Here is a 23,340-nt window from a genome sequence, read left to right as displayed (position 1 = left end):
AGAATGGCGTCCGTTCGCGGACTTTCTCGCCCTCTCCGTGGGAAGGACGACCGGCCTTGGCCCGCTTCTTCAAGTACAAGACCGCCGACGCCCTGGCGCGCGACGCCGAGGCGCGAGGGCTCGACATCCGCCTGGACCCAGACCTCGGCCCGCTGCTCCGCCCGATCACGATCGGGCCCCGGACGGCCGGCAACCGGATGGCCATCCACCCGATGGAAGGGTGTGATGCCACGGCGGACGGCTCCCCGGACGTGCTCGCCATCCGCCGCTATGAGCGCTTCGGCGCCGGTGGGGCCAAGCTGATCTGGGGCGAGGCCGCCGCGATCGTCCCCGAAGGCCGCGCCAACCCGCGCCAGCTCGTCATCGACGAGGCCCACGCCGACGGCCTCTCCCGCCTGCTGGAAACCTGCCGGGACGCCCATCGCGCGGCCTGGGGCGACGCCGACGACTTCCTGGTCGGGATCCAGCTCACCCATTCGGGCCGGTACAGCTTCGGCCGGCCCGTGCTGGCCCAGCACGACCCCCTGCTCGACCCCCGCACCGTCACCGACAAGGCGGCCGGCACCAGGGCCTCGGCCTCCACACCGCTGATCACCGACGACGAACTCGATCGACTCCAGGACACCTACGTCCGGGCCGCGGCGCTCGCCTTCCGGATCGGGTTCGATTTCGTCGACTTCAAGCAGTGCCACCGCTACCTGCTCAACGAACTCCTCGCGGCCCGGAGCCGGCCCGGCAAGTACGGCGGCCCCTACGAGAACCGGACCCGGTTCATCCGCGACCTCGTCGGGCGGGTCCGGGGCGAGAACCCCGGCAAGATCCTCGGCACCCGCCTGAATCTGTTCGATAGCATCCCCTACGGACCGGGCGGGGCGGACGGTTCGGGCGTCCCCGACCCTCACACGCTCCCCCTCGATTCGTGCTGGGGCACCCGGCCCGATGACCCGGGCGTGCCCGACCTGGCCGAGCCGATCCGCCTGATCGGCGACCTCCGCTCCGCAGGGCTCAACCTGCTGAACGTCTCGATGGGGAACCCTTACGCCAATCCGCACCATGTCCGGCCGTTCGAGTACGCCCCGGTGGACGGATACCAGACGCCCGAGCATCCGCTGGTGGGCGTCGACCGCCACTTCCGGGCCACGGCCGAGGTCCAGGCCGCGTTCCCCGACCTGGCGATCGTGGGGTCGGGCTACAGCTGGCTCCAGGCCTGGATGCTCCAGGCGGGGGCCGCGAACATCCGGGACGGCCGGGTCTCCCTCATGGGCGTCGGCCGGGGATCGCTGTCGCATCCCGAGTTCGCCAGGTACGCCGCGGAGGGCCGGCCGCTCGACCCCAAGAAGACCTGCCGCACGTTCAGCTACTGCACGGCGCTGATGCGGAACAAGCAGAACGAGATGGGCCAGTTCCCGGCCGGATGCCCCCCCTTCGACAAGGCGGTCTACGGGCCGATCTGGGAGGAGGCCAAGGCCGTGTCCGGGGCCGTCGACCATTGAGGCCGGCCCCGGATCGGGTATAAACGAACCAAGACTCGCCCCATCGATCCGACCACGGAGACGCGCATGATCCGCCTCGCCCTCGCCTTCGGTTTCCTCGTTTCCCTCTCGGGAGTTGCCATGGCGGCCGACGACAAGCCAGCCTCCACGCCCGGCCAGAATCGCGTCTTCGAGATGCGGACCTACCACGCCAACGAGGGCAAGCTGGACGACCTCAACAAGCGGTTCCGCGAGCACACCTGCGGCCTGTTCAAGAAGCACGGGATGGACCTGATCGGCTTCTGGACCCCGATCAACGAGAAGGACGGCAAGGCGGATACCCTGGTCTACATCCTCGCCTATCCCAGCAAGGAGGCGGCCGAAGCCTCCTGGAAGGCCTTCCGCGACGACCCCGAGTGGAAGAAGGCGATGGAGGAGAGCCACAAGAACGGCGTCCTGGTGAAGAAGGTCGACTCGGTGTTCCTCGAACCGACCGACTACAGCGCGATCAAGTAAGCCGGCCCCCCTTCCCCGCGAGATCCTCGAATATGTCCACGGCAGAGATCACCCCGCCTGCGATCGGCGTCGAGGCGGTCCGGGAGGCCGCGACCCGGCTGGCCCCCTGGATCCACCGCACGCCCGTAATGACGTCGCGGACGCTGGACGAGCGGTGCGGGGGCTCGGTCTTCCTGAAGTGCGAGAACTTCCAGAAGATCGGGGCCTTCAAGATCCGGGGGGCGATGAACGCCCTGCTCCGCCTCGGCGAGGAGGAGAGGGCGCGTGGGGTGGTCACCCACTCGTCGGGCAATCATGCGCAGGCCCTGGCGCAGGCCGGCCGGTGGCTGGGCGTGCCGGTTTGCGTGGTCATGCCGAACATCGCCCCGGCCCCCAAGAAGGCCGCCACGGCCGGCTACGGGGCGAGGATCATCGAGTGCGAGCCGACCCTGGCGGCCCGCGAGGGGGCCGTGGCCGAGATCATCGAACGCGAAGGGTCGACCCTGGTCCACCCGTTCGACAACTGGGACGTGATCGCCGGCCAGGGGACCGCCGCCTGGGAGTTGATGGACCAGGCCGGGCCGCTCGACGTGATCCTCTGCCCGGTCGGCGGCGGCGGCCTGCTCGCGGGCACCGCCCTGGCCACCAAGGGCCGATCCCCCTCCACCCGCGTCGTCGGCGGGGAGCCGGCGAGGGCCGATGACGCCCTCCGCTCGTTCGTCTCGGGCCGGATCGAACCCTCGGGCGATCCCCGGACCGTCGCGGACGGGCTGCGGACCTCGCTGGGCGTCCGGCCGTTCTCGATCATCCGCCGCGACGTCGACCAGATCGTCACGGCCACCGAGGCGGAGATCCTCGACGCCATGCGGTTCGTCTGGGAGCGATTCAAGATCATCATCGAGCCGTCGTGCGCGGTGCCGGTCGCCCCGGTCTACAATGGGCAGCTCCCGGTCGAGGGCCTCCGGGTCGGGATCATCATCACCGGCGGCAACGTCGACCTCGAACCCTTCTTCCAGTCCCTGGCCGCCAAGTGGCTCTGAACCGATCCCAACCCACCAGCCGGAGCACGCCGATCCGTGGCCGATAATCACTCGTTCGACATCGTGAGCGAGATCAACACCGCCGAGATGCACAACGCGGTCGTGCAGGCCCAGCACGAGATCGCGGTGCGCTACGACTTCAAGGGCACCCGCGCCGGCATCGAGTACGACAAGAAAGAGAACAAGATCAACCTGACGGCCAACGACAAGGGGCAGCTCGACACGGTCGTCCAGATGCTCAAGGAGAAGATGGCCAAGCGGAGCGTGGCCGTCACGGCCCTCCAACGCGGCAAGCTGGAGGAGGCGACCCACGACACGGTCCGGGAGGTCGCCACCCTCCACATCGGGATCGAGACCGACGACGCCAAGAAGATCGTCAAGCAGATCAAGGGGTTGGGCCTGAAGGTCCAGTCCCAGATCATGGACAACAAGGTCCGCGTGACGGCCAAGAAGAAGGACGAACTGCAGGCGGTGATGGCCTTCCTCCGCGAGAACGGGCCGGGCTATCCCCTCCAGTTCAACAACTTCACCTGACCGTCAAGGTCGGCCCGACCCCTACCAGCGGCCCCCCTCCGGTCCTGGTCCGTCCGGATGCCTTGCCTCCCGGGCCTCCGAGGGACGATGTAAATCCCCGTCGGCCCTCGGAGGCGCTGGATGGCGCCGGATGCCGAGGAGCCTTGCTTTAGGAGGGGCGTCATGGGCTTCTTGAATGGTCGGGTCACGTTTGCTCGTTTCCGCGTTTCCGGCGATAGCCCCCTGCCCTTCTCGGAGGAGCATCTGGACACGGCCAGGGCCCATCTGATCGGCGTCCACGGCGAGGCCGACCCGACCGATGGGATCTCGGTGGGCTGGGCGGGCGGGGACCATGTCCTCGACACGACGCTGGACATCGGCAAGAACATCGTCAACGATGCCCTGCACCTGGCGATGCGGGTCGACACCGATAAGATCCCGGGCACGCTGCTCAAGGCCTACACCAAGATCGAGACCGATGCCCGGGCCCGGATGAACCCGAGCGGGTACGCCAATAAGGCGCAGAAGCAGGAAGCCAAGGAGGCCGCCAAGGCCCGCGCCGAGTCCGAGGCCAAGGACGGCCGGTTCCGCCGGATGGCCCACTACCCGATCCTCTGGGACGGGATGAGCAACATCGTCTATGCCGGCGTGACCAGCCTGTCGGTCCTGGACCGGGTCCAGACCCTGTTCCGCGAGACTTTCGACCGGATCCTGGAGCCGATCAGCGCCGGCAGCCTGGCGCACTCGCTGGCTGGGGTGCGAGGCCACGAGTCGACGGTCGAGAGCCACGTCCCCCTCGGCTATCTGGGCGCGGACGGGCATTCGTCGGTCGCCTGGTCGGATGCGTCCGACGTGACCCGCCCCGACTACTGGGGCAACGAGTTCCTGATCTGGCTGTGGCACACCCTCCAGGCCGACGGCGACACGATCCGCCTGCCGGATGACTCCGAAGTGACCGTCATGCTGAGCAAGACGCTGGTCCTGGATTGCCCCCGGGGCGAGACCGGCCGCGACCAGCTGGCGCACGAAGGGCCGACCAAGCTGCCCGAGGCATTCCGCGCCCTCCAGGCGGGCAAGCTGCCCCGCAAGGCTGGGCTGATCCTGGTCCGCCACGGCTCGCAGTACGAGCTGACCCTCCAGGCCGAGACCCTGGCCGTCTCCGGCGCCGCCATGCCGAAGATCGAGGGGGCGTCGGGCCACGACCTCCACCTCGCCCGGGTCGACGCCCTTCGGCATCTGGTCGAGACGCTCGACCTCCTGTACGATGCCTACGGTCGATGCCGGACCGGACCCGACTGGAACGGGGAGATGGGCCGGATCCGGACCTGGCTCGCGGCCTGACGGATCGCCTTCGCCCGGCGTCCGGGGCCATTCCCCCGGACGCCGACGGCTCGCTCACCGGATGGGCAACTATCGCCAGCACATCACGTTCGCCTGGTTCCTGGGCGCCGGCTACTCGGTGGCCGCGTTCATGCTGGTGCCGGTCCACTGGCTGTACGGGACGGTGGCCACGCTGCTGGCCACGCTCGGCGGCCTCCTGCCCGACCTCGACTCGGCCTCCGGCGTCGAGATGCGGGGATTCACCGGCATCCTCGGGGTGCTCGCCGCGCTGGCGACCTGGGAAGCCTTCGCCCGGGTCGAGCCGAACACCGTCTTCGAGATCCATCTCTGGGCGGTCGTCCTTGCCTATGTCTCGGTGAGGCACGGGCTTCGCCGCATCCTGTCGAAGCTCTCGAAGCATCGCGGCATCAGCCACAGCATCCCGACCTGCGGCGTCTGGGGGCTGCTCACCTACCTCTATTACCCCAGCCCCTATCACGGACTCCGGATCGTGATGGCCGTGGCGGTGATGGTCGGGTTCTTCTCCCACCTCCTGCTCGACGAGATCTGCAGCGTCGACCTCCGGGGGGCGCGGGTCAACAAGGCGTTCGGCACGGCGATGAAGTTCTGGGCACCGTCGCCCTGGACGACCCTGGCCATGTATGGCCTGCTCAGCTACCTCGCCTGGCGCGCCATCGCTATCTGGCCCCAGGACCCGTCCCGCTTCGACATCCCGGCGCTGGAAATCCCCTGGCAGGACTACATCGATCGCGTCCTGGAAGCGATCCGCGAGCCGGAGAGGATCGAGAAGCCGGAAAGGCCGGGCTGACGCGAGTCTCCGACGGCCGTCGGGGGATTTTTGGCGCGGCGAAGAATCGGCGTTACTCCTATAATCGGCCGTTTCCGAGGGGATGCGATTGATCGCATTCGTGGACACCGATTTGCCCGGGAGCAGCGACCGATGCGCCAGTTCGTCCGATCCGGCCTGATGGCCTCCTCCGTCGTGATGTGCGCGACGGTCGCCGGGGCCCAGACGCCGAAGCCCGCCCCGGCCCCGGCCGGCAACGCCGCCGCCCCGAAGACCGCCGCCGCCCCGGTCGTCCGCCCGCCGATCCTCAACCAGACGCTCGCCACGGTGAACGGCGAGCCGATCACCCGGGGCGAGTTGATCCAGGTGATCAATAAGCAGGAGTTGCCCCCGGGCAACGAGCAGGAAATCTACAAGGCCGCCATCGAGATGCTGGCCAATCACAAGCTGATCAACCAGTACCTGGCCAAGCAGAACATCCCCGTCACCGACAAGGAGGTCGACGAGGAGTATGCCCGGTTCGAGAAGACGATCAAGGACGAGGGGGGCGAGCTCGGCCCGGCCCTGGCCGCCAACGGCCTGACCCCGGAAGACGTCCGCAAGGAGATGGTGAAGACCCTTCGCTGGAGGAATTACCTTCAGAAGGTCGCCACCGACGCCAACCTCAAGAAGTTCGTCGCCGACAACCAGGACATCTTCAACATGACCCAGGTGAAGGCGAGCCACATCGTCCTCCGGGTCGACCCCGATGCCCCGGCCGCCGAGAAGGAGAAGGTCAAGCAGAAGCTCGCCGGCATCAAGGCCGAGATCGACGGCAACAAGATCAGCTTCGCCGACGCGGCCAACAAGTACTCCGAGGACGAAGGCAACAAGACCAGCCCGTCGGGCGGCGACGTCGGCTACTTCACCCGCAAGGGCCAGTTCAACGACGAGTTCACCGCCGCCGCCTTCCAGCTCAAGAAGGGGTCGATCTCCGACCCGGTCGAGACCCCGTTCGGCTATCACCTGATCCAGGTGACCGACCGCCGCGAAGGAACTCCCATCGATTTCGAGCAGAAGAAGCTGGCGATCCAGAACTTCTACGGCATCGACATCATGGAGAAGATCGTCAAGGAGATGCGGAAGACGGCCAAGATCGAGATCAACAAGATGCCCGCCGACTTCTTCCCGCCCGCGCCCGCCGAGCCGGCCGCCCCCGGCGCCCCGGCCGCGCCCAAGGGTGCCGCCCAGCCGAAGTAATCGATCCGATCCCTTCGTCTGAAAAACAACGGGGCTCCGAACTCGACCGGCGAGTTCGGAGCCCCTCGCGTTTACCCGCGCCTCAAGGGCGGCTGGAATGGATCTGGGAGAGGGCCGATTCGAGCTTCTCCCAGGTGACCGGCTTCTCCAGATAACCGTCCACCCCGGCCTCGCCGATCCTCTGCTGATTGACGATCGTGACATCGCCGGTCAGGGCGAAGATCGGGAGCGTCCGGAACCGGGGATCCTTGCGGAGGGCGAGCGTGGTCTCGATCCCGTCGAGCCCGGGCATGTTGACATCCATGAGGACGACCGAGGGGACCTCCTCCTCGACCAGTCGCAGGACATCATGGCCATCGCCAGCTTCGAGGACCCGGTAACCCATGCGTCGGAGCACCTTGGCGAGCGCCGTGCGGCTTCCGGCGTGATCCTCGGCGATCAGGATGGAACCGGACGGGGCCGCCGAGGTGATCACCTCGGGCGGGGCGGCCACCTCATCGACCTCGCACAGGATCGAGTCGGGGAACGCCAGGGTGAAGGTGCTCCCGCGGCCGAGCTGGCTCTCCAGGAGGATCTCCCCCCCGAGCAGGTTGGCCAGCCGCCGGCAGATCGCCAGCCCCAGGCCCGTCCCTTCGCCTCGAACCCGGTTGGGGTGCTCGAGGACCGCGAACTCGTCGAAGATCTTCTTCTGGTCCTGCTCGGCGATGCCGACCCCCGTATCCTCGACGCTGAAGCGGATCAGGCCGTCGGCCCGTTCCGTCGTCAGCCGGATGTGACCGCGTTCGGTGTACCGGAGCGCGTTGGAGAGCAGGTTGGAGAAGATTTGCTTGAACTTGAATCGATCGGTCTCGATGCTGGCGGTGCCGAGCCGATCGAACTCGCAGCGGACGTCGAGCCCCTTGGCCCGCGCCTGCCCCTCGATGTTCGAGAGGCACTCCGAGAGCGTCGGCCGGATGGCGAAGCGGGTCCGGTCGGCGGTCGTCGCCCCGGCGTCGAGCCGGGTCAGGTCGAGCAGGTCGCTGAGCAGGTCCAGGACGTTGCGCACGGCGTTGCGGATGGTGCGCAGGGACTCCTGGACCTCGGGCTCTTCCTGGTCGTGGATCTGCGACTGGAGCAGGTCGGCGGACAGGACCACGGCGTTCAGCGGGGTGCGGGCGTCGTGCGAGAGGGCCGACATCAGCCGGCTCTTGTGCCGCGACTGTTCCAAGAGCCGTTCTTCCAGCTCGATCCGGGAGGTGATGTCGAGGCAGCTGCCCAGATAGCCGAGGAAGACTCCTCGGGAGTCGAGATAGGGGGCCGCCCGGTCGGAGACCCAGCGATACGACCCGTCGCGATGCTTCAGGCGGAAGTCGATCTCGAACGGCTCGCGCCGGGCGAAGGCGGCGAGGAACGCGTCCCGCCTCCGATCGCGATCGTCGGGATGGATCCCCTCGTACCAACCCTCTCCGGCCTCGTCGTCGAGCGGACGGCTCCGGAATTCGAGCCAGGTCCGGTTGAAGAAGTCGTAATTGCCCGAGGCGTCCGACCTCCAGATCATGACCGGCGACTGGTCGACGATCGCCCGGGTCTGGGCCTCGCTCAGGGCGAGGTCGTTCTCCAGGGTCTTGCGGGCGGTGATGTCCAGGACGACGGCCACGGCGCCGGTGATCTGACCCCCGGCATCGCGGAGGGGCGCGGCGTTGACGGAGATGTATTGCATCCGCGAGGGCATGGGCCAGGCGTGCTCGGCCTGGAGGATCGTCTCGCCCCGGAGGGCCCGGGCCAGGGGGTGATCCTCGGGCCGATAGGCGCGGCCGCCGATCGGGCGAATGTCTTCCAGGGGGAGCCACCGGCGGCCCCCGGGGCGGACGGCCTCGTCGGGGGACGTCGAGCCCTGGAGACGCTCGCCTTCGCGGTTGACCGCGATCTTCTGGCCCTGCGAATCCAGGACCCAGACGCCGACGGGGAGGTGTTCCAGCAGGGTCTTGAGCTGGGTCCGCTCGGCGTCGGCCGCGGCCTTGCGCGCCTCCGATTGCTGGAGGATGCGGAGGGTGGCGGCCATGCTGTCGCCCTGGTACTGGCGGGCCGATTCCGCGGCGGCCTCGTCGATGACCTCGTTGATGGCCACCGTGGCGTCTTCGAGCCACCGGCCCTCGAACCCATGCGTCTGCGCATAGTCGAAGGTCGCCCGGATCAGGCTCGTCCGCAGATGCCCCAGCTCGCTGATCACCTGGGCGATGTCATACCCCTGGCTCCACCGATGCTGCCCGTGCTTCTGGCCCGCCTCGCTCGGGTCGACGGGTTTGCCGCGCAGCCGATCGGCCAGGTTCTTCAGCAACTCGGGGACATGGTCCACGAACTCCCGATTGGAGAGCTGTTCCGCTCGGGGAACATTCCCCACCTGCTCGGTCGTCGAACGCCAGACGGCCAGGATCGCGTCGCCATGATGGTCGATGTGATCCGCCAAAGTGGCGGTCTCGCTCATAATGTGCTTTCGCTTTGGACAGCGTCGTTGCTGCACGGCCCTGCGCCGGCCGGCCACAGTCGTCGGTTCCGGGTGGCTACAGTATCAGGACTCCGCGGGGGAAAAGTCAAGCCGTGGCGACGTCCCCGGGCCACCCGCGAAGGCCCCGCCAGGCTGCCCGGCGCCGGGTCAGCTGCCGGCCCGGTGGAAGACGTTGGGCCGGGCTTCCATCCGCCGGAACAGCGACTCGTGGAGCATCTCTTCGAGCCATTCGGGATCGTTCAGGAGTCCCCAGGCCGGCAGGGCATCCGTCCCGGCCTCGGCGCGATCGGGGAAGCGTTGGAGGGCGGTCAACCGGTCGGCAAGCGGCGGGTGGGGGTCGCCCGGCGCGGCCTCCTGGTCCACCTGCAAGCGACGCCTCATCTCCTCCCGGAACGGCTCGGGGAGGCGATCCCAGAGCCCCCGGAAGGTGGCGAACAGGTTGGGCGAGCCGGGGCCCGCCCCGGAGAAGCGAGCGAGGACCTCGCGGAACAGCGGCTGGACCATGGCCACCTTGGCCAGGGCGGAGGCGGCGACCACCCCGCCGGCGATCGAGGCCGAGACGCGGTCGGCCCGGACTTCCTGGCCCCGGGCGATCGGGGCGGCGACGGCCTCGCCCACCCGGCGACAGGCGGCCGACCAGGCCCGGAGCGGCCCCCACGTCCGCGCCCTCGGGTCATCCAGGCCCCGCCCCAGGGCCTCGACGTAGCGGATCGCGTCCATGATCCGGGTGGCATCGCCCCGGGCCAGGTGCGCCAGCTCGTGGGCGAGCACGGCCTGGAACTCGCCGCGCGTGAGCACCGGGAGCAAGGGCAGGCCGATCAGGAGCACCCGCCTCCGGCGCCGGGTCAGGACGCCGCAGCACGGGAGGTAGGCCAGCCGGATCTCCTCCGGCGGCCGGACGCCCATCCTCCGCGCGATCGATCCGACCGCGTCGTGGAACAGGGGGGCATCGGAACGCTCCAGGATCGGGCCGAAGTTCGCATTGCCGTCCCGGTCGGTCGGCGCGACCCTCGGCCCGCCCAGGCAGGCCGTGATGTCCGACCCCTCCCGGATCTCGTCCTCGAGCCAGGACCGGATGACCAGGAACCCGCCGCCCAGCGCGATCAGGCCGATCGACCCGATGCCGATCCCGAGGCGATGGATCCAGGGCAGGCCGAGCAGGATCCCGCGACGCATCGATAGGGAGAGCCCGCTCACCGATGCGTTCTTATCCGGCATCGTGGCTCACGACCCGGTCACCGGCACGATCCGGCCCCAGGGGGGGTCGTGCCAAGGGATGAATCATGGCGGACGCCATCGGAAAGGACCCCCGACATCTCGCACCGATGGGCCGCCCGTCGCTGCGAATCACGGTCCCCTCCGATCGCCAGGACGCACATCGCAAACTGATCTTGATTTTCGGATTCAAGACAGTTGTCGGAACGGGGGTTGACGAAAGGTTGACAGTTGTCTTAGGATACAGGAATCGGAACGGCCGGTCAATGCGTCCCGATGCGTCGGTCACCACGATGGGTCCAGACGTCGGTCAATCGATTCGAAGCGAGACGAGAGATCATGGCGAAGCCTCCCTCATCCATCCCCGATTCGGAACTGGATGTCCTCAAAGTCCTCTGGGAGCGGGGCCAGGCCACGGTACGCGAGGTCTTCGACACGCTCAAGGCATCGGGCCACACCGGGGAGAAGAAGGGCCAGCCGTGGTCCTACGCCACGATCGCCACGCTGCTCGACCGCCTCGAGATGAAGAAGGTCGTGGAGAGCGACCGGGCGGAGCAGGCATTCGTGTACCGGCCCGTCGTCTCCGCCTCCGAGGTCCAGCAGCGGCGGGTGGACAGCCTGATCGACAAGCTCTATCAGGGCGAGCCCGGCCTGCTGGTCCTCCACCTCCTCAAATCCCACACCCTCCAGCCGGATCAGGCCCGCGAGGTGCGGAGCCTCCTGGATGAGATGAACATCCACGATGGCGCACCGGACGGGGAGTGATGCCGGCCTCAGGTCTTGTTCGCACATGATCGCGATTCATTGGGGAGAATCTTCAAGATTCTTCCCGTCTCCACCGGGGAGATCGCGGAGGCATGCTTGCTGGCACATGCTTGGTTTGGGATAATCGCCCCCGCGTGACTCGCGCGTCATCTCGCACGCCTCGGGGATGGAACCAGGCATGGGATTCGGTCGGACCATCTCATCGATACCGTTCGGGTTCGATCGCCACGGACGGCCGCTGAGGGCCTGGCGGCGTCGACCGGTCTCCCGGCTCCGCGATTGCTTCGCCTATCCGCTGGTGGACGGCCCGGGCCTCGGGTTGCTGATCGGCCTCCCCCCCTTCCTGGCGATCATGGCGCTTCCGGTCCTGGACCTGATCGTCCGGTTCTCCCCCGAGAACGCCCTGAACCCGGTCAACCTCCTGATCCTGCCGTTCAGCCTCCCGCTGGTGACGAGCTTCACCCTCACGTCCGGCTATCTCCTCCTGTTCCTCGGCCGGACCCTGGAGTCCTCGTCGATCGGCGAGGAGGATCATCCCCGGTGGCCGATCTGGGACCGGGTCGAGATCCTCGAAGAGATCGGCCGATGGGCCTGGGCGGGCCTCCTGGGCATCGCGGTGGGGGGCATCCCCGCCGGGCTCTACGCGACCTCGGTCGGGCTCAGCAGCCGCTGGTCGCTCGCGGCCTTCGCCGTGCTGGTGGTGGCGGGGCTGTCCTATGCCCAGATGGCCCTGATCGCCGCCCTGCTCCACGACACGCCCCTGGCGGCCAACCCCGTCACGATCGGCCGGGCCCTGGTGCTCATCGGCCGGGCCAATGTCGCCCCCAGCCTCCTGATCGGGGGGACGCTGGCGATCGTCCTGTCGGCCTGGTACTTCGTCCTGTTCCACTCGCCCAGCGTGGAGGCCGGCGTGCTGGGGCTCTGGGCCTGCTGGGTCCTGACGCTGTACGCGGCGATGGCGATCGTCCGGATCCTGGGCACGACCTATCACCGCCATTGCGACGCCCTCGGCTGGTTCAACGGGCGGTCCCGGCGGGCTCGGTGACGCCGGCTCCGGTTTGAACTCGATGCCCCTCCGGGATACGATGGTCCATGACGAACCGATGGAGTTGTCGGGTCGCCTCGTCGCCCGATGAATCCGACCGGGATCTCCGCCTCGATGTCCACCCGACCGGCCGATCTCGCCGTCCTCGTGAGCGGGGGGCTGGATAGCGCAATCCTGTGTGCCGAACTGCTCGGACGCCATGAGCGGGTGCAGCCGATCTTCGTCCGCTTCGGCTTGCGCTGGGAGCGGGAGGAACTGGCCGGGTTGCGGGCGTTCCTGGAGCAGATCGACCGGCCGGGCCTGGCCCCGCTCGTGGTGCTCGATGAGCCGATGGCCGGGGTTTACGGCCCGCACTGGAGCGTGGGAGGGCCGGGCATCCCCGATGATTCGAGCCCCGACGAGGCGGTCCATCTGCCCGGGCGGAATCTCCTCCTGATCGCCAAGGCGGCCGTCTTCTGCCAGATCCATCGGATCGGCACGATCGCGGTGGGCAGCCTGGCGTCGAATCCGTTCCGGGACAGCTCGCCCGAGTTCGATCGGTCCCTGGAGACGACGCTCGCCCTGGGCCTGGGGATGCCCTTGCGCCTGATCCGGCCCTATGCCCGACTCTCCAAGGTCGAGGTCCTGGGCCGGGGGGCGGGACTACCCCTGGGACTGACCATCTCGTGCCTCGATCCCCGGTCGGGGATCCATTGTGGCGCCTGCAACAAGTGTGCGGAACGGCGACGGGGCTTCGCGGAGGCGGGCCTGGCCGATCCGACGGATTACCGAACTCCTTCGACGGTGGACGTCTGAAAGGTTCGCATGTACCGCGTCACGCGTGAAATCCTGTTTTGCTACGGCCATCGCCTGCTCAACTATGACGGCAAGTGCCGCCACCTGCACGGCCACAACGGGCGGGCCGTGGTCTCGCTGGAGGCGCCCGCCCTCGACGACAAGGGCATGCTCGTCGACTTCTCCGAGATCAAGCGGCATCTCCAGAGATGGATCGACGAGACGCTCGACCATACCCTTCTGCTCTGCCGCGAGGATCCGCTCCTGCCCATCCTCCTGGAACAGGGCGAGCGCGTCTACGTGATGGAGGCCAACCCGACCGCCGAGAACATCGCCCGGCTCATCTTCGAGCAAGGCGTGAAGGCCGGCCTGCCGATCGTCGAGGTGATCCTCTGGGAGACGGAGAACTGCCACGCCGCCTACCGGGCCGGTTGATCCTCGGCCCGGCCGGCGTGGCTTGCCCGCCGACTAGTGGCTGCCGTGCCCGTGGCCATCATCGGGCGCGGCCACCTTCTCGACGTAGCTCGCCGGCTTGTAGGGATACTCCAGCTCTTCCACGGTCCACTCGTTCCGGGCATTCGCCGCATCGCGGCGGATCCGGAGCCGGGCGAACGCTTCCTTCTCGGCCGGGTCCTTGGCCGAGGGGTTGTGGACTTCGAGCAACGCGTTCGCGTAGGCGGTCAGCCCCTGGTAGAGGCTCGTCTCGATCTTCTCGAAGTGGACGTCCCCCTTCGCCTTGACGATCTCCTTGATCTTCAGGACCGGGGTGCTCTGTGTCGCGTAGGCATCGCCGGCCGGCCCCTGGGCGGCCTTCTTCAACTCCTCGACGACCTCGTCGGGCTTTTTGTCCGAGCGGACCCCGGGGGGTTGGTGATACCAGAGGGCGACGGCCATCGGTTCGTTCTTGAGGACCTCCACGAAGTCGGACGCGAACTGGGTCGACTCGCGCTTCAGCATCATCGCCTGGACGACGTTCGAGGTGAACGCGGCGATCCCGCAGACCAGCCCGAGCGTGATCCCGACCCGGGCGAGGTTCGACCCGGTCAGGACGTCCGACCTCCGATCGATCCCGCGCAGGGCCAGGACCCCGACCAGGACCGCCGCGATGGCCACCCCGATGAACCCCACATGCGTGAAGCAGAGGAACGAGGCGATGCCCAGCAGCAGGCTGAAGACCGCGGCCGAGCTGATCGCCCGATAGGTCGGAATCTCATTCTCGATGATCGACGTCGGGCCGGTGTCGACCGGCCCGGCCGCCTGCTTGGGATCGATGGCCACGTCGCAAACTCCTTGGAAGCAGCAACTTACGCTAAGGATCGACGATAATGAATGGTGGATCCCTTCTTCGGGACCGTCGCGAAGGCCAGGAGCGAGACTAATCGGCCCAGCGCGAGGCGTCAAGCGACCAGCCGATCAGCGGGAGGCCAGGCCGAGCGTTCGGGCCGGCACGAGCGTGGTGGCGGCCATGCCGACCCAGTAGATCCCCAGCACCCACCCCGTCACGTTGGTCCAGGTCCACTGCGATCCGCCGATCCGACACCGCCAGCCCGCGAGCAGGACGGCGAGGATGATGAGGCCCATCGGCTGGTAGCCCAGGGGGGTAGACCAAGTGGCCGTGCCGAGATCGCCCCGGGCCAGCGCCGCGAGGTCGTGGACCCAGATCACCATCCCGCCGGCCATCCAGAGGACTTCGCCCAGCCCAAATGAGGACGACTGGGATCGCCCCAGCAGGATCGGCCCGATCAGGCCGAGGCAGCCCGCCACGGTGAAGAGGTTCGCCAGCAGTTGGTGGGGCGGCCAGGAGACCCGGCCGCGTGCGATTAGCAGCCCGATCCCGTAGCTCAGCGCGGCCCCGATCAGCAGGGCGTTGACCCAGGGGAATGCGGTCGGGGCCGCCGCGGGCTTGGGCGGAGGACGTTTGGATGCCATCGAGGGTCGGTCCCGGCGGGTGATGGTCGGCCCGGTCCCATCGCGCTCGTACCGGGCTTCATCCTGTCTTCGTCACCGCCGGCACCGATCGAACAGCCCATCCGAGGCGAGCCATCCCCGTCGGGGCGGGTCATCCGCTCCGGAGGGGTCGTGCGGGTCGACCATCATTCCACGGTCGGGGTCCCGCTGAACCCGGTCGATTCCGCCAGGGCGGACGCGGGCTCAGGCTCATCGCTCGCGGCGACCATGGAGTCGAGGGAATCGATCTGCTCGGGTTGCATGACGACCTCTTCCCCCTCGTTCAGCCCGGAGGTCACTTCCAGGAAATCCTTGGTCGACTGCCCGATCGTGATCGAGCGCCGTTCCAGGCCGTCCTGCCCGGCCACGTAGCAGACCTCGCGGCCGTCGCGGATGGCCAGCGCCTCGGACGGGATGGCCAGGACGTCCTCCCGGCGGTCGATGTCGATCTCCACCTGGGCCGTCAGTCCGGGCCGCATGCCCGGCGGGCTCTCGTCCAGCTTCACGACCCCGATGAAATACTTCACCTCGCCGCTGCTGAGCCAGCCGCTCGACGCGGCAACCGGGAGCGGGGCCACCGAGAGCACCCGGCCGGTCAGGGTCCTGGCCCCCAGCCCTTCGATCTTGGCCCGGACCACCATCCCGGCCTGCACCCTCTGGGCGACGGACTCGTGCAGGTAGGTGAGCAGGTTCATCTGATCGAGATTCGGGAGGAAGAACAGCTTCTGGGACTGACGGACGGTGGCCCCCGGCTCCAGCCGATAATTCCCCGACCGGTAGGGATCGCTGGCGTAGATCAGGAAGCCGTCGTGGGGCGCGCGGATCGTGCAGAAGTCCACCATTTGCTTGTAGTAGTCGAGCCGCTCGGTCATCCGGGTGAGGCGTCGCTCGTTGGAGATCAGGCCGTAACGACACTTCTCCACGTTGGCCTGGAGGCTCTTGAGCGACTTCGGCCGGCCGAAGCGTTCGAAGAGGTGCATCTGCCACTTCGAGGCGATCAGCTTCAGGTTCGCCTGGGTGACGGCCCGCTCCGCCGTGGTCCTCTGAGAGAGGGAGGCATATCCCTTCTCCAGCATCCGCGTCGTCCAGGCCAGCCGGTCGACCGTCCGTTCGAGATTCGATTGGTCGAAGACGATCTGCCCCGACAGATTTTCCATCGACTGCTTGAGCAGCCCTTCGGTGTACTCGCGGACGCCGAGCTCGGCGACCTCGAAATCCAGCTGGGTCTGGAGCAACGCCGCGCGGGCCTGGTCGACCTTGATCTCCTGCTGCCGGACCAGTTCCTCGTAGTCCGAGGCGTCCAGCCGGCAGATCACGTCGTCCTTCTTGACCATCGTGCCCTCATCGACGACATCGATGATGACCGAGGCCCCGCCCGTCGACATCCCGGCCCCGCCCGAGGTCCGGAAATCGAGCCGTTCGAGCTGGCAGGAGATGATCGTATTGTCGGCGCTCTCGGTCTGGCCCGAGGTCGTGAGGACCGCCCCCAGGTCGGTGCGATAGACGACGGTCCGGGCCACGTGGGCCATCCGATCGTCGCGCTTCCAGAGGCCCGAGTTTCGCGATGCACCCGCGACCGCCAGGCTCCCGATCACGCCGAACGCGAGGATCCAGAGGGCCGGCTTGAGGCCACGGCGACGGGGTCGTACGGCTGACGGAAGGGTCGGAACGGCCTGATCCGGGGAGGTCACGGGTATGGCTCCAGACCGTGGGCGTGGTCGAAATCGAGGCTGGGGTGGGGCGGGTGGGCGGAGGCGGGCGAGCGGCATTCGGTCGGGTCGGCGGCAGGCCGCCCTGGTTGATGCCGGGCTCGCATCCCGGCGGCGTCGCGGAGGGGGGGTCACTTCTTCATCGGGATCTGGTCGCTCGCAGGTTCAGTTTAGAATAATTCTACCCCGCGACAAGGTCGAACCCCGACGAACTCGAAAAGACCACCCCATCCCGGGGAATGCCGCCACGCAAAAGTTTCGTGATCTGACCAATGCACGCCGCATACCATTCCGGAATATGACCCTTGAACACCCCTCGCTTCCGCATCCTGGCCCTGGACATCGACGGCACCCTCCTCGATCGCGACGGCGTCCTCCGCCCCCGGACGATCTCGGCCGTCCACCTCGCCGCCCGGGCCGGCATCCGACCCGTCCTCTGCACCGGGAGGCGTTTCCGCCGCGCCCTGCCGATCGCCGAGGCCCTGGGGCTGGATGCCCCGCTGGTCTGCAACTCGGGCGCTCTGATCAAGCAGCCCGGCGATCGGTCCACCCTGTGGAGGGCGGACCTCTCCGATCACCACTCCGCCACCGCGCTCGCCCTGTTCCGGGAGCACGACGAGCCGGCCGTGACCTTCCTGGATCGCGGGATCGACGAGCATGATTTCCTGGTCGCCGCGGAGTCCACCGGCCGCCCCCTGTTCGACGACTACGTTTCGCAGAATCAGGAGTATGCGGGGGTCGATCCCGATTGGCTCCTACGCCGGGACCTGAAGCACTTCCACCTGTGCGCGATCGGGACCCGGGAAGCGATGCTCGCCTTCGAGGACGCGGTCCACGAGCGGATGCCGGACGCCGTCCAGACCTTCGTCCAGAAGAGCCCCCGATACGCCGGGACGATGTGCGAGATCCTCCACCGCGACGCCAACAAGTGGACCGCCCTGCTCCGCCTGGCCGAGGCCTGGGGCGTCGACCCGTCGGAGATCTGCGCGGTGGGGGATGACCGCAACGACATCCCGATGCTCCGGGGCGCCGGGCTCGGGGTCGCGATGGGGCATGCCGCCGGCGAGGTGCTGGCCGTCGCCGATCACGTGACCGGCTCGGATCAGCACGACGGGGTCGCGACCCTGATCGAGACGCGACTCTGCCCGTGAGCGGTCGAGGTCGGAGCTATCGGACGCGGAGCGTGACGGGCAGGCTGGCCTGGCCTCCGGCCGCCGTGGTCCTCAGGTGGAACTTGCGGGACTGGGGCGTCGCGGCGCGGTCGGCGGTGATGAAGAAGGTCCGCTCCGCCTGCTGCTCGGTGATCAGCAGCCCGTTCAGGCCGATGTTGTCCACGTAGACGCCGAACGGGAGGTTGCGACCGGCCCCTTCGTTGCCCAGCGGCACCGGCCCGACGTGGCCGTTCCGCTCGACGCGGACCTTGAGGGTGATCGTCTGCCCCCGATCGATGTCGACGGTGAGCCCGCCGTCCGGGTCGTCGTGGACGGCCGGATCACCCTCCGAGTCGGGGGCGATCGCCAGCCGGAGGGCGGGGGCCGGGGCCAGCTTGATCATCCCCGCGAACTTGACCGGGTGTGACCGCTCCTCCCCGTTGATCACGGCCGAGGCCGCGACCCGGATCGCCCCGGCCTGCTCGGGCGTGGGGGCCTTTGCGTCGGGCGCCGCGGCGATCACGCCCAGGGCCTCGACCTGCCCCGCCTCGATGATCAGCGGGGTCGAGGCCGAGATGCCGGGCGGCAGCCCTTCGATCGCCACCCGGATCGGCCCGTCATAGCCATCGATCCGGCTCGCCCGGGCCGTGAACTCCTGGGCCCCCCCCGGAGTGATGGCCGCCTTGATCGCGGACAGGGTGACCCCGAAGTCGGGGCGACGCGGGCGGATCGCGAGGGTGTATCCGTGGTCGGCCCCTCCCGACCCCCGCACGTCGCGGACTTTCGCCAGGTACGAACCATCGGCGGGCGCGGTGAAGGTCAGGCGCGAATCCCGGCCGAGTTCGCGGCGGGCGTCGTCGTCGTTCTCGAAGGCGAGCGAGAAGACCGGCAGGCCGTTGGGCGTGGGAGTCGACCCGGGCGGGTGGGGTTCGACCACGTAGCAGGGCTCGCCCAACGCGTGGGCCATCGGGGTCGTGTCGAAGTACCCCCAGCGTTTCCCCTCGCCGGGATAGACCAGGAAGCCGGAGTCGGGCCCGCGCGGGTGGAGCCAGAGCTTCACCACCTCGCCGTTGGCGTAGAGGTACTCGTCGAGATGCATCTCCTCCCAGTTGAAGACCCGGAAGTCGCCGGAGACGGCGTCGTTCTTGCCCCGGAAAGTGAAGTAGGAATCGCGGGTCGCCTGGAGCTTGACGCGTTCGATCCGCTTCCCCTGGGCGTCGACGACTTCCAGGAACGAATCGAGCTTCGACCCGGAGCGGGACGCATTCACTTCCAGGACCCACTCCTCGCCGGCCTTGGCCGCGAACCGGAACAGGTCGACGTCCGCCGGGTCGGCGATGACCCCGGTGATCTGGGCGGGCAGTACGACTTCGGCGGCCTCCCCGGGGGTGTTATTGGGCTCCCGTTCGGCGATTTTCGTCGGCTCGCCCGCGGCCGATCCGGCCGGGCTCGCCGTCGAGGATGGGCTCGCGACGGTCGATGCCCGCTCCGAACTGGCGGGAAATTCATGATGAGCCGTCGTCCCGTCGATCCGCCCGATCCCGAAACCCCGGCCGTCGCCGGAGGCCGCCAGGGCGGTCGCGATGTCGGGCTCGTGCTCCCAGAGCCGCATCTCGGAGAAGTGGGCCGTGTCCCAGACCTTGATCGTCCGGTCCTCGGCGACGGTCACCAGCCGCGACCCGTCGGGGCTGTAGGCGAGGCGGGTGATCGGGCCTTCGTGGGCGAATCGCGCCAGGATCATCGGGTTGATCTTCGGCTCGTCGCGGGAGACGAACTCCCAGACCCGGATCGAGCAGTCCGCCCCGCCCGCGACGATGTAGCGGCCGTCGGGGCTGAAGGTGCAGGCGTATTCTTCCTTGAGGGGCTGGGGCAGCGTATCCATCCGGGTGCCGTCGCCGACCCGCCAGACCTTGCACGTATCGTCGGAGCTGGCGCTGACCAGGAACCGGCCGTCGGGGCTGAACCCGACGTCGTTCACGGCGCCGTTGTGGCCGAGCAGGGTCCGGAGGCTCTTGCCCGTCTCCGCGTCCCAGAGCTGGATGGTCCGGTCATAGCCGCAGGTCGCCAGCACCTTCCCGTCGGGGGAAAGCTCGGCGTCGAGCAGGATGTCGCGATGGCCGTCGAAGCGGCGGATCAGCGTCCCGTCCGCGACGTTCCAGAGGGCGGCCACACCGCCCAGCCCGACCACGCCCGAGGCCGTCACGAACCTCGTCCCATCCGGGGAGAAATGGACCGCGGTCACCTTCCCGGGGAAGTCCCGCAGGGTCATCGTCGGCGTCTCGAAGGACCCGGTGAAGAGTTCGACCTCGCCATAGCGAGCCACCGCCCGCCAACGGCCGTCGCGGGACAGGTCGAGGGCCGTCACGGGCCGGACCTTCGCCCGGGGGACGATCTTCGGGACGACCAGGGCGAGACGATCGGCGGGGGCGGCCGCCGGCCGCCTGGCGCCGGCGTCGATCCAGGCCGCGACCCGGGCGATCTCGGCGTCGCTGGGGCGGGGTTTCCCCTTGGGGGGCATCGCCGGCTTGGCCTGGCCGGTCATCTGACGGATCAGGAGGCTGGACGCGGAGTCGCCCGGCTTGACCAGGGGGCCGCGCGACGTCCCTTTCTCCCAGGGATCCTCGCCATCGAGCGAGAATTCCCCCTCGCGATCGTCATCATTATGGCAACCGGCGCAGTAAGCCTTGAGGATCGGGGCGACCCCGGTCGCGAAGTCGGGGGTCGCGCCATCCTCGCCGCGGGAGGCGGCCGACAGGACGAGGGAGGCGAACGCCGCCAGGACGACGGATCTGCTCATGGGAGGCTCGCGGGGCGGTGGTTTCGGGCGACGGGGGCCGGGCCATCATTCAATGGTTGAACAGGAACTCGCGGCTGCTCAGCAGGCCCCAGAACACGTCTTCGAGGGTCGGACGCTCCTCGGCGGAACCGGGGGGCGGCAGGAGTTCGAGCAGGCGGGCCCGCTCGGCCTCGGTGGGATAGCGGGTCAGGCTCGCCAGGTAGAGGTCGTCGATCAAAGACGCGTCGGACATCCCCTGATGGCGCAGGTTGAGCAGGGACTCGACCTGGTTGCCCGCCGCCTTGAGCTTGGCGTTGAGGGTGTCCCCGTTGGAGAGGTGGAGCACCTGGACCACCGAGGGCTCGTCGGAGCGGTCGCACTCGCAGACGATCCGCCTCGGGTTGCGGCCGAAGGCCTGGAGGAAGTACGAGTCGACGGCCGCGTCGCTGAGCTGGATCGCCCGCGTCCCCGTGGGGAAGAAGTCGATCCTCTGGGTTTCGCCCCCCGGCACGACGAGGGCGTCGAACTTCGTCGGCACCCCGGTCACCTGGACGATCGCGTCGTGCATCACCTCGGCCATCATCCGCCGGGGATAGTAGCGGGAATAGAACCGCTGCTCGCCGCGATTGCCGGGCAACGGCCGGCTCGACCTCTGGTAGGCGTTGGACTGGAGGATCGACTTCATCAGGACCTTGAGGTTGAATTTCGCCCGCACCACCTCGTCGGACGCCTGCTTCAGCAGGGCCTCGTTGCTCGCCGGGTTGGAGGCCCGGACGTCATCGACCTTCTCGACCAGCCCGACGCCGAAAAAGTTGGCCCAGACCCGGTTGGTGATCGACCGGGCGAAGTACGGGTTGTCCGGCGCCGTCATCCAGTCGGCCAGCGCCACCCGGCGGTCGGACGGATCGTCCAGGTCCATCGGCGTCCCGTCCAGCGGGGTGGGCGGCTGGGGCTTGCCGGTCCGGGGCTGGGTCAGGTCGCCGGCCTGCGAGACGTAGATCGTCCGCTGCCCGCTCCCCTTCTCCTTGGTCGCGTCGCCCCCCCACCCCTTGGCCCGGACCCGCGAGAACAGGTTGGCCATCGCGTAATACTGGTCGTTGGTCCATTTTTCGAGCGGGTGGTTGTGGCAGCGGGCGCAGGCGATCGACAGCCCCAGGAACGCCTGGCTGGCGTTCTCGGTCATGTCCTCGGGCGACTGGCTCAGGCCGTAGAAGTTGGTCGCCCCATTCTCGGAACTCTCCCCGGTGGCGACCAGGATCTGCCGGACCAGCCTGTCCCAGGGGGTATTAGCCGCGACCTCCTTGCGGAGCCAGTCGTAGTACGCCTTGACCGAGCTGGGCGGCAGCTTGACGCTCGTCAGCATCAGGACGTCGGCCCACTTGTAGGTCCAGTAGTCGACGAACTCGGGCCGGGCGAGGAGTTCGTCGATCAGGGCGTCTCGCTTGTCGGGAGCGGTCGAGGCGAGGAACCGCTTGATCTCATCGACGGTCGGCAGCCGGCCCACGGTGTCCACCCAGGCGCGGCGGGCGAACTCGTCGTCCTCGCAGGCGGGCGAGGCGGGCAGGTTCAGCCGGGCGAGCTGGCGGTCGACCTGCTCGTCGATGAAGTTGCGTGGCTTCCTTTGGTCCACCAGCGGGCCGGCCGGGGCGGGCTTGCCATCGCCGTAGGGGACGGTGATCCGGGCGATCGCGATCCGGCTGGCGAACCAGGCGACCACCGCCCCTTCCCCCGGCCCGGCCACGGTGGCGACGCCGTCCTGATCGACGCGGCAGACCGTTTCGTCGGCCGACGACCATTTGACCTGGCGCGACACGTCCTCGACCCGGCCGTCGGAGTAGCGGGCCCGGACCACGACCCGCTGGGCGTCGCCGATCGCGTGGGTCGAACGCTCCGGGAGCACGTCGAGCGACACCACGCGGGCATCGGCGTCGGACGGGGGGCGGGCCCCGACGGCGATCCAGTCGGCCAGCAGGCGATACTCGCGGGAGTCGGTGGCGAACTTGGTCCCGCCCTTGTGCGGGATCGCCCCGGACGGCTTGGCCAGGACCAGGCTCCGGCCCGGGTCGGCGAACTCGACCCGGCGGCCCCGGTCCAGCTTCACGATGTTGAAGTAATCGGCATCCGGGTCATAGCCGTTCAAGGAGAGGCGGAAGCCCCCCTTCCCGGCCAGCGCCCCGTGGCACGCCCCCGAGTTGCACCCGAGCTTGGCGAGGATCGGCTCGATGTGGTCGCGGAACCCGGGCTCGAACGGCCGCGACATCCCCGAGACGACGACCTGGGCCGTGGCCGACCGCCCGCCGACCTTCGCCTCGATCGTCGCCCGCCCGTCGCCGACCGGCCGGACCACGCCGTCGACCACGGTCGCCACGCCGGGGTCGCTGGAAGTCCACGAGATCGCCCCGCCCTCTTGCCGCCCGATCTCCCCCCGGTCGGCGTGCTGGAGGAGCAGCCGCTGGACGCTGTCGGCCCCGCCCAGGGTCGATTCGGCGGGGAGGAGGACCAGCCCCTCCTCGGCGACGGCAAGCGGGCCGACGATCGAGATCAGCAGGGCGGCGACCGGGCAGAACCAGGGCTTGATCGTCATCA

General features: G+C 68.6%; 19 protein-coding genes. 12 read left to right on the top strand and 7 right to left on the bottom strand.

Annotated features, from left to right (window positions below; all coding sequences use genetic code 11):
• The first annotated feature begins 56 nt into the window (after positions 1–56).
• The 7 genes from TA3x_RS13600 (at position 57) to TA3x_RS13570 (ending at position 6,887) form a co-directional block, all read left to right on the top strand.
• Positions 57–1,493: an NADH:flavin oxidoreductase gene (locus TA3x_RS13600; protein WP_435022077.1), complete on the top strand. Its 1,437-nt coding sequence runs from the start codon at positions 57–59 to the stop codon at positions 1,491–1,493.
• Positions 1,494–1,559: 66 nt separating this feature from the next.
• Entirely contained in the window at positions 1,560–1,988 is a 429-nt protein-coding gene (locus TA3x_RS13595) for an NIPSNAP family protein (RefSeq protein WP_435022075.1), read from the top strand.
• 32 nt (positions 1,989–2,020) lie between these two features.
• Positions 2,021–3,007 carry a pyridoxal-phosphate dependent enzyme gene (locus TA3x_RS13590; protein WP_435022073.1) on the top strand — a complete coding sequence of 329 codons (987 nt, stop codon included), beginning with the start codon at positions 2,021–2,023 and terminating at the stop codon, positions 3,005–3,007.
• A gap of 36 nt (positions 3,008–3,043) precedes the next feature.
• On the top strand, positions 3,044–3,541 hold the full coding sequence (locus TA3x_RS13585) for a YajQ family cyclic di-GMP-binding protein (RefSeq protein WP_435022071.1): 498 nt from the start codon (positions 3,044–3,046) through the stop codon (positions 3,539–3,541).
• 162 nt (positions 3,542–3,703) lie between these two features.
• On the top strand, positions 3,704–4,861 hold the full coding sequence (locus TA3x_RS13580) for a hypothetical protein (RefSeq protein WP_435022069.1): 1,158 nt from the start codon (positions 3,704–3,706) through the stop codon (positions 4,859–4,861).
• Between the two features lie 61 nt (positions 4,862–4,922).
• Positions 4,923–5,669, top strand: a complete 747-nt coding sequence (locus TA3x_RS13575) for a metal-dependent hydrolase (RefSeq protein WP_435022067.1) — start codon at positions 4,923–4,925, stop codon at positions 5,667–5,669.
• A 132-nt stretch (positions 5,670–5,801) separates the two neighbouring features.
• Positions 5,802–6,887, top strand: a complete 1,086-nt coding sequence (locus tag TA3x_RS13570) for a peptidylprolyl isomerase (protein ID WP_435022065.1) — start codon at positions 5,802–5,804, stop codon at positions 6,885–6,887.
• 82 nt (positions 6,888–6,969) lie between these two features.
• Here the strand turns inward: TA3x_RS13570 and TA3x_RS13565 are convergent, their stop codons facing one another.
• Positions 6,970–9,351 carry an ATP-binding protein gene (locus TA3x_RS13565; RefSeq protein WP_435022064.1) on the bottom strand — a complete coding sequence of 794 codons (2,382 nt, stop codon included), beginning with the start codon at positions 9,349–9,351 and terminating at the stop codon, positions 6,970–6,972.
• Between the two features lie 168 nt (positions 9,352–9,519).
• Complete coding sequence (locus TA3x_RS13560; protein WP_435022063.1) at positions 9,520–10,569, bottom strand: M48 family metallopeptidase; 1,050 nt, start codon at positions 10,567–10,569, stop codon at positions 9,520–9,522.
• A gap of 357 nt (positions 10,570–10,926) precedes the next feature.
• Here TA3x_RS13560 and TA3x_RS13555 point away from each other — a divergent pair, with 357 nt between their 5' ends.
• From TA3x_RS13555 to TA3x_RS13540, 4 genes are all read left to right on the top strand, one after another.
• A complete protein-coding gene (locus TA3x_RS13555) occupies positions 10,927–11,352 on the top strand; it encodes a BlaI/MecI/CopY family transcriptional regulator (protein WP_435022062.1) in 426 nt (141 codons plus the stop codon).
• A 178-nt stretch (positions 11,353–11,530) separates the two neighbouring features.
• The gene (locus TA3x_RS13550; protein ID WP_435022060.1) at positions 11,531–12,397 is read left to right on the top strand and encodes a hypothetical protein; all 867 of its coding nucleotides are present in this window, start codon (positions 11,531–11,533) and stop codon (positions 12,395–12,397) included.
• Between the two features lie 114 nt (positions 12,398–12,511).
• Complete coding sequence (locus TA3x_RS13545; RefSeq protein WP_435022058.1) at positions 12,512–13,192, top strand: 7-cyano-7-deazaguanine synthase; 681 nt, start codon at positions 12,512–12,514, stop codon at positions 13,190–13,192.
• Positions 13,193–13,201: 9 nt separating this feature from the next.
• Entirely contained in the window at positions 13,202–13,606 is a 405-nt protein-coding gene (locus TA3x_RS13540; protein ID WP_435022056.1) for a 6-pyruvoyl trahydropterin synthase family protein, read from the top strand.
• Between the two features lie 33 nt (positions 13,607–13,639).
• Here the strand turns inward: TA3x_RS13540 and TA3x_RS13535 are convergent, their stop codons facing one another.
• The 3 genes from TA3x_RS13535 to TA3x_RS13525 all read right to left on the bottom strand — a co-directional run bounded on the left by TA3x_RS13535 (position 13,640) and on the right by TA3x_RS13525 (position 16,638).
• Positions 13,640–14,449: a DUF4190 domain-containing protein gene (locus TA3x_RS13535; protein WP_435022054.1), complete on the bottom strand. Its 810-nt coding sequence runs from the start codon at positions 14,447–14,449 to the stop codon at positions 13,640–13,642.
• A 135-nt stretch (positions 14,450–14,584) separates the two neighbouring features.
• Positions 14,585–15,100 carry a hypothetical protein gene (locus tag TA3x_RS13530; protein ID WP_435022052.1) on the bottom strand — a complete coding sequence of 172 codons (516 nt, stop codon included), beginning with the start codon at positions 15,098–15,100 and terminating at the stop codon, positions 14,585–14,587.
• A 164-nt stretch (positions 15,101–15,264) separates the two neighbouring features.
• On the bottom strand, positions 15,265–16,638 hold the full coding sequence (locus tag TA3x_RS13525) for an efflux RND transporter periplasmic adaptor subunit (RefSeq protein ID WP_435022050.1): 1,374 nt from the start codon (positions 16,636–16,638) through the stop codon (positions 15,265–15,267).
• 494 nt (positions 16,639–17,132) lie between these two features.
• Here TA3x_RS13525 and TA3x_RS13520 point away from each other — a divergent pair, with 494 nt between their 5' ends.
• On the top strand, positions 17,133–17,978 hold the full coding sequence (locus tag TA3x_RS13520; RefSeq protein WP_435022048.1) for an HAD family hydrolase: 846 nt from the start codon (positions 17,133–17,135) through the stop codon (positions 17,976–17,978).
• A gap of 16 nt (positions 17,979–17,994) precedes the next feature.
• Here TA3x_RS13520 and TA3x_RS13515 read toward each other — a convergent pair whose 3' ends face one another.
• Both TA3x_RS13515 and TA3x_RS13510 read right to left on the bottom strand, forming a co-directional pair.
• Complete coding sequence (locus TA3x_RS13515) at positions 17,995–20,775, bottom strand: c-type cytochrome domain-containing protein (RefSeq protein WP_435022046.1); 2,781 nt, start codon at positions 20,773–20,775, stop codon at positions 17,995–17,997.
• A gap of 49 nt (positions 20,776–20,824) precedes the next feature.
• A complete protein-coding gene (locus TA3x_RS13510; protein WP_435022044.1) occupies positions 20,825–23,338 on the bottom strand; it encodes a DUF1549 domain-containing protein in 2,514 nt (837 codons plus the stop codon).
• Positions 23,339–23,340: the final 2 nt, after the last annotated feature.

Origin of the sequence: Tundrisphaera macrotermitis, assembly GCF_051175315.1 — a bacterium.
Classification (GTDB): domain Bacteria; phylum Planctomycetota; class Planctomycetia; order Isosphaerales; family Isosphaeraceae; genus Tundrisphaera.
This window is presented reverse-complemented; position numbering and strand designations above follow the sequence as displayed.